The organism is Mesorhizobium sp. M7A.F.Ca.US.002.01.1.1 (assembly GCF_004022955.1).
Taxonomy (GTDB): Bacteria; Pseudomonadota; Alphaproteobacteria; order Rhizobiales; family Rhizobiaceae; genus Mesorhizobium; species Mesorhizobium ciceri.
Genome location: NZ_RZQE01000345.1, coordinates 1 through 6,378, shown reverse-complemented (window position 1 = coordinate 6,378; position 6,378 = coordinate 1). Strand labels below are relative to the sequence as shown.

Here is a 6,378-nt window from a genome sequence, read left to right as displayed (position 1 = left end):
GTTAATGGGGGGGGGGTGAGGAGACGAGCAGTGGCCGCATGAGAATGGTCCGAGAAGATGAGGATTTCTGCTGCGCTTGCGCGATAGAAAAATGATTTGGCCGCCCCAACGCCCTGTGCGATATCGAAGATCGGGACGGGGTGATGGCATGTCAAATGAACAGAAGTATAGTCTTGGTGACGATCTGCCCAAAGACAATCCTTGGCAGGACGACCTGCTCGGGTACGCGCCGTTTGCCAAAATGCTCTTCAACGCTATTCGTGACCTCGACGCGCCCAATGGCTATGTAATTGGGCTACACGGTCGCTGGGGCAGCGGCAAATCGACCACGATCAATTTCGTCAAAGCTCATATCAATAAATTTAATGAAGAACTCGAAGACCAAAGAAATCGAATAGGGTTCATTGATTTTAGACCCTGGATAGTTGCGGGCCACCAAGATCTGATGGCCTCGTTCTTCAAGGTTCTCACCGAGAACCTCGGCACCAAAGACAACTGGTGGAAGCGCCAAGGAAAAGGGTTTCTGCGCCACGTTAGGGGTCCAGCCGACACACTTGTGGAGGCGCTCGCCACTCTCGGCATGGCGGTTGATCCCACTAAGGTTGGGGCGGGCTTCGCGGGTGCAATGGCGAAGAAATCTATCAACGGCATGATCGGCCGTTTTCTCGACGAACCTTCGGTTCAGTTGGCATACGAAAAATTGAAGCTACAGCTGCGCAATTCACGAAGGCGCATAGTGGTCGCGATCGACGACCTAGATAGACTTGAGGACCACGAGGTTCGGTCAATCATGCAGATGGTAAAGACGGTTGGCCAGCTACCGAATGTTGTTTACATATTATCGTACGACCGCCAGATCGTCTGGAGCGCACTTGATGGCAACCTACAAAGGAGCGGGCCGAAATACGCCGAGAAGATTATTCAGCAAGAAATCGAATTGCCACAGCCGCAGAGGCACGCTCTGCTCAAGATTCTCGATCGTGAGATCGCCTTCCTTCTTGCGACGCAAGACCGCACCAGTCGGTGGGAATATCTTGTCATAGATGGAATACATCGATGGATAAATTCCCCTCGCGACGTTGTTAAATTGGCAAACGCGGTGAAAATGGCTTGGCCCACATTTAAAAACGAAATCGACGCACAAGACTTATTGGCAATGGAGGGATTAAAGCTCTTCGACGAAGCGGCATTCAACTGGGTTCGCGACAATCGCGATTTTCTGTTTTCTGAGGGGCGCTTCGCAATGACCGGAGACGAAGCCAAGACCGCCGCAGTAGAGAACCTCAAGCGACGATATCCTGACAACGAACGCGTTCCGCAGATCCTTAATGTACTTTCTGCGCTCTTTCCCGGATCTGCAAAATGGCTGGGAGGAAATAGCATAAGCAGCGAGCCCTATGAAGACGTAATGAGGCGTCGCGGCATCGGCAGCAAAGAGGGATACGAGACCTATTTCGGCTGGGGACTACCGAAGGATTCTATCCCAAAGTCGGTCATTGATGCGCTGTTGGCAAACTTAGACAATAGCGGGTTGATCGCGAATACCTTGGGTCAATATTTGTCGCGCTTTAACAGTAAAGGCGAGCCTATGATCGGCCTATTGTTGGACGAACTTAGGATACGATACCGTGGTCGCCATCCTGCCAGACCGACCCAAACGCTCTTGGACGAGCTTTTCAAGATCGGAGAGAAGGTGCTGGCAATAGATTGGGAACCACCATTCCTATCCCTTGGGCCTAAGGCACAAATCCGCTTCCTCATTAGGAACATGCTCGAAGCTTGGCAAAAGGGTGATGCAGGCATTCGATTGTTTGAAGCTTTCGAAAAGGCGCAATCAGCAGCATTTTGCGCGACCGTGTTTGTCGATATGGGACGAAGCATCGGGGTGTTTCGGGCGGAAAGCGGAGATGCCCCTCTCATCGAAAAAGATGCCTTCGACAAGCTTGGGCCAATACTGTTATCGAAGATATTGACGGCGGCGGCCGAGGGCCGCCTATTATCCGCGCCGTACTATTTCGATATAGCAAGGGCCTGGGCATACTTGGCCACACCCGCAGAACCCAAGGCATGGCTTGCTTCTGGGATGCAAGATAACGCGGAATTTATGGTCAAAGTAGGTGATGGATTGACAGCTCATAGTGTCGGTGCCCCCGTTCGAACCTACTCCATGAGGAATCATCCAGAACCGGAGTTATATGATTTAGAGGTTTTGATAGAAGCCGGAAAGAAGCATCTCAAAAATGGCAAGCTAGATAGTGGTCAGCGTAGAATGCTGGAAGCAATCGTGAATGGGTCGCAACGAATTCTTGCTGGGCAAGCGCCTGACAGTGATTGGCCGGTGGATGACGACGATAGGTAGTCGTTGAAGCCAAGGAATTTTGGTGTCGGCATCCGGATTAAACTTAACGTTTTGCAGTTCTCAGAAGTCGCTGGTGAATCGATCAGACAGACTCGCGCGACTGAAGGAAGGTCTTCAGAAAAATCACGGCAGTTTCCATGCGGTCCCATCGCCATGAACGAAGCCGGGAACAGAGACCGCACGAACCACACAGAGAACCGATTGGCAACCTACAGCCCAAGGCCGAGATCTGATGAAGAATCCCGCAAAAGGAAGCCACTGAATGCTTACTCGTTTCGAGCATGCGATGAGGGCGGCGGCTGAGAAGGTCGCGGCCGTAGATCGAGACGTTCGACTAAAGCTGGTGACTGTCAAAGGGCGAGAAGAGCGCTACAGTGAGAAGTTTGTTACCCTTCTGGATGAGCGGATGTCCAATTTCTCAGACGGAGGCGTCACGTGGAGTGTTGCAACGCATATTTCCGACAAGCAATCGGGACAAGAAACCAGAACTGGAGCCGACCTCTTCATAAGCCTTGAATTGTCCTTCGATGGATTATTAGTTCAAAAAGGAATTCAAGTGCAATCCAAAATTAATAAGAATACCAGATACGGGCTTAGCGTTGATTCCAAACCTAGACTGCGCAAGCAGTGTGAAAGGATGGTCGATAATTCCCCCGAATCATTCGTATTCGCATTTGGTGCGCAAGGTACGAAGATTGTTAAGGCGAGCTCTGTTTTGGCCTCTCTCCCGGATAATCTGAGTGACTTGGTAACCCAAAGCCCGATTGAGTTCTTCTACGACTTTTTCGTTTGTCGCGTGGGCGATCACGATCTATTCGCCAGCAGCGACTACGACCTGCAGCAGAAAGTCAAAGACCTTGAATATCGTGCAGCTACTTTGATAACCGGGGTTAATACCGGAGTCGACTGAGCATCGTCTTTCTAGGCTGTTTTTTTGCTTCGCATTGCCACCGACAATACGAAGGGGCTAGATTGTCGCTCGCCCGGTGTCTTTTTGGATCATAATACGGAGGCGCCCGCAAATTCGGCGCCTCTGGTTCGGCCGCCCGACGCGGCCGAGGTCGCCTCGCTTGGTGCGCACCGCCAGCGCCTCGACCTCCAGCGCGTCGGAGCTGGCGATCTCACCAGTTTCGTCAGCGGCAGAGCTGCCTCGCGGTCGATCTCGGTTTCGGCGTCCGTGCCCCTGCGCCGGCGATTCAAAAAAATTGAGATGCGGTGTCGGATCTACGCGCAGTCAACCGTCTTAAAGCAGGCGCCACTCGCTGGCACCTCGACAATCAAAGGAATGATCGATGAGCAAGAAGATTTTCGTGAGCCTGCCGGTGACCGACGTGAAGGCATCCAGGGCGTTCTATGAATCCCTCGGGTTCAAGAACAATCCCAGCTTCACCAGCGAGGCGGCCGCCGGGATGGTGTGGAGCGACCACATCAACTTCATGCTGCTCAGCCGTGAAAAATGGCAGACGATGACCACGCGCCCCATCCCGCCTTCAACGTCCAGCGAGGTCATGCTGGCGCTGTCCCTGGACAGCCGCGAGGCGGTCGATGCGATGGCCACAGCTGCTGCCGCGAACGGTGGCACCGCCGACATCAATCCAATCGAGGATCACGGGTTCATGTACACACGCGACCTCGCTGATCCCGATGGCCATGCCGTGGGCGCGATGTGGATGGACGTTTCCGCAATGCCTTCCGGCGACAAGGCAGACTGACATCGTTTTCACGATCGGCCGAGCAGCTTCCTTCTCGCCTTTCAAAACGGATGCACGACCTAGCGACACAGGCTATATTCCCCCGTCCGGCCGAGGTCATCGAAGGGGGCATGACATGCAGGCAATGCCGATAGCGCATCAAGCCGTGCAACCCGTGCGCCCCATATCCTCCCTGGCCGGCTATCCGGCCGCCGTCCTGTGCTGGCTGCTTTCGGCTGGTGTCTATATCGCGGCCAAATGGGTGGCGCCTGAAATGCCGCCCTGGGGTCTCTGCTTCTGGCGGCTGACGCTGGCTTGCGCCATCCTGCTGCCGATCGTGCACCGTCATCACGAGGCGATGATCGGGCTTTTGCGAACGCGCGCCGTGGAAGTCGTCGCCGTGGGGGCGATCGGCCTGACGCTGTGCCAAGGTATGATCTACCACGGCCTCAACCACACCGACGCCACCACGGCCGGTATCATCATGGCGCTGTCGCCTGTCATGACGATGGTGCTCGCCCGTTTCGTGCTTGGCGAGCCTCTCGGCCTGTGGAAGTCGCTTGGCGCGCTGGTTGCGCTTGCCGGGATGATTTTCATCGTCGCCCACGGCAACCTGGGGGCGCTGCTGCAACTCAAGGTCAACGCGGGCGAGCTGTGGATCGTCGGCAGCGCGTTCTGCTGGGGCCTCTACACCGTGCTTTTGCGCCGTGCCAAATTCGGCATCGAACTCCTGCCGATGGTCGTGCTGCTGCTCGGCGCCGGTGCGCTGGTCGCCTTGCCTTTCCATGCGTGGGAATTGTTCAACGACGAACGCTCCGCGATGAACCTCCACAGTCTTCTCGCGCTCGCCTATCTGGCAGGCCCCGGCGGCGCCTTGATGTACTATCTCTACAACAAAAGCGTGCAAACGCTGGGTGCTAGCCGGGCAAGCATGCTGCTCTACCTGCAGACGGTGTTCGTCGCCGTGCTCGCCTATCTGCTGCTCGGCGAGGGCTTGCACGATTACGATCTGGTCGGCGCGGCCTTCATCGTCGCCGGCATCGTCCTCGCCACCGTGGTCAGGCCAGCTCAACCACGCGTGGCGTAGACATCTTGCGGGTGACGGCTGTATTCAGCGCCGGCCGCATTGGCGTTTGGTGAGTCACCATCGCGACAGCCAGAGGCCGCCTCTCAATGCCGCTTGAAATACTGCACCTCCTTCTCGTGCTTCTCCGCCGCCTCGCGCGTATCGAACGTTCCGAGGTTGCGCCGCTTGCCGGTCTTGTCGTCCTTCTTCCGCGAATACAGCCGGTATTTGCCGTCCTTGAGTTTTCGGATCATCTCGCTCTCCCTGGCTAGGATTGGCCCTGATCAAGGTTTCCGCTTGCCGGGCGGCCCGGCCTGCCGACCAGCGCCTGCGCCTCGTCGCCATGCTCATTCCCCGGTTGTGTCAGGGCTCAACGCCGTTCCGATCCAAATGATCCACCCGTTCGAAGGCGGCACTCTACGGCGCCCCCTCTGGCCTGCCGGCCATCTCCCCCACAAGTGGGGAGATTGGCAGCTTTGGCGTCGGCGCTTTCTGGCAACGTCGAAATTCGGCGAGCGCCGGCCAAAACGCAAAAACCCGCCTGGGTGGCGGGTCACTGGCGCAAATCAGCACCATAGGCAAAAATGTAGCATAGCTGCCCTCACCCCGTCAAGAAAAAATTCCTATCCATCGACGCAAGCTGCCTGCCGGCGGCCACCAAGGCCAGCGGCGCAATTGCGGCGGAGGGGACATTCCAACGCAGCAAATTCAGATCCAACTTGACGGAACATTAGCCAAAGCTAATTGTTAGTGGATGCGGCAGGTGGTGCCCTCCATCGCCTGCCGAAGATCGGCCCTCCGATCGGCCCGCGTCCTCCGCCAGAGGCGCGGGCTTTTCGTGCCGATCAGCCGTCGCAGCCTAGCCGGCATTTTTCGTCTTCCGACTATTTCGCCAGTCCCTCATCGGGGTTTCGCCGCCCTTTGGCCTTCAGGCTGCGCGCGGCTTGCTCGACCGCGGCGCGGTCGTTGCCCAGGCGGTCGAGCAGTTCCTGTGCCTCGTCGCCGGAGATGCCGGTGCGCACCGCCAGCGCCTCGACCTCCAGCACGTCGGAGCTGGCGATCTCGCCGGTTTCAGGCAGCGCGTCGCCCGCCGTCAGCGGCAGGGCTCCCTCGCGGTCGATCTCGGCCTCGGCCTGGTGCCAGTGCCGCTCGGGGTCGCCCTGCATGCGGCCTTCCCGTTCCCAGATCTGGTAGGCGCGCTCACGAATTCTGTCGTCCCGGTCGTCGCTCATGGTCAGTCCTCCTTGGGGTCAGGGTTGAAC

General features: G+C 56.9%; 6 protein-coding genes. 4 read left to right on the top strand and 2 right to left on the bottom strand.

All coding sequences use genetic code 11. From position 1 onward, the window contains the following. The first annotated feature begins 148 nt into the window (after positions 1–148). The 4 genes from EN932_RS25885 (at position 149) to EN932_RS25865 (ending at position 5,137) form a co-directional block, all read left to right on the top strand. The gene (locus EN932_RS25885) at positions 149–2,359 is read left to right on the top strand and encodes a P-loop NTPase fold protein (protein ID WP_164753780.1); all 2,211 of its coding nucleotides are present in this window, start codon (positions 149–151) and stop codon (positions 2,357–2,359) included. A gap of 262 nt (positions 2,360–2,621) precedes the next feature. Further along, entirely contained in the window at positions 2,622–3,269 is a 648-nt protein-coding gene (locus tag EN932_RS25880; RefSeq protein ID WP_127385211.1) for a hypothetical protein, read from the top strand. Between the two features lie 382 nt (positions 3,270–3,651). Next, positions 3,652–4,071 carry a VOC family protein gene (locus tag EN932_RS25870; RefSeq protein ID WP_127370152.1) on the top strand — a complete coding sequence of 140 codons (420 nt, stop codon included), beginning with the start codon at positions 3,652–3,654 and terminating at the stop codon, positions 4,069–4,071. A 115-nt stretch (positions 4,072–4,186) separates the two neighbouring features. Further along, positions 4,187–5,137, top strand: coding sequence for an EamA family transporter (locus tag EN932_RS25865; protein ID WP_127370153.1), 951 nt, complete (start codon positions 4,187–4,189; stop codon positions 5,135–5,137). Positions 5,138–5,220: 83 nt separating this feature from the next. Here EN932_RS25865 and EN932_RS25860 read toward each other — a convergent pair whose 3' ends face one another. Together EN932_RS25860 and EN932_RS25855 are read right to left on the bottom strand one after the other, a co-directional pair. Further along, positions 5,221–5,370 (bottom strand): hypothetical protein, encoded by a 150-nt coding sequence (locus EN932_RS25860; RefSeq protein WP_086081318.1) that lies wholly within the window; start codon positions 5,368–5,370, stop codon positions 5,221–5,223. 630 nt (positions 5,371–6,000) lie between these two features. Next, positions 6,001–6,348 (bottom strand): DUF2934 domain-containing protein, encoded by a 348-nt coding sequence (locus EN932_RS25855; RefSeq protein ID WP_027160800.1) that lies wholly within the window; start codon positions 6,346–6,348, stop codon positions 6,001–6,003. Positions 6,349–6,378: the final 30 nt, after the last annotated feature.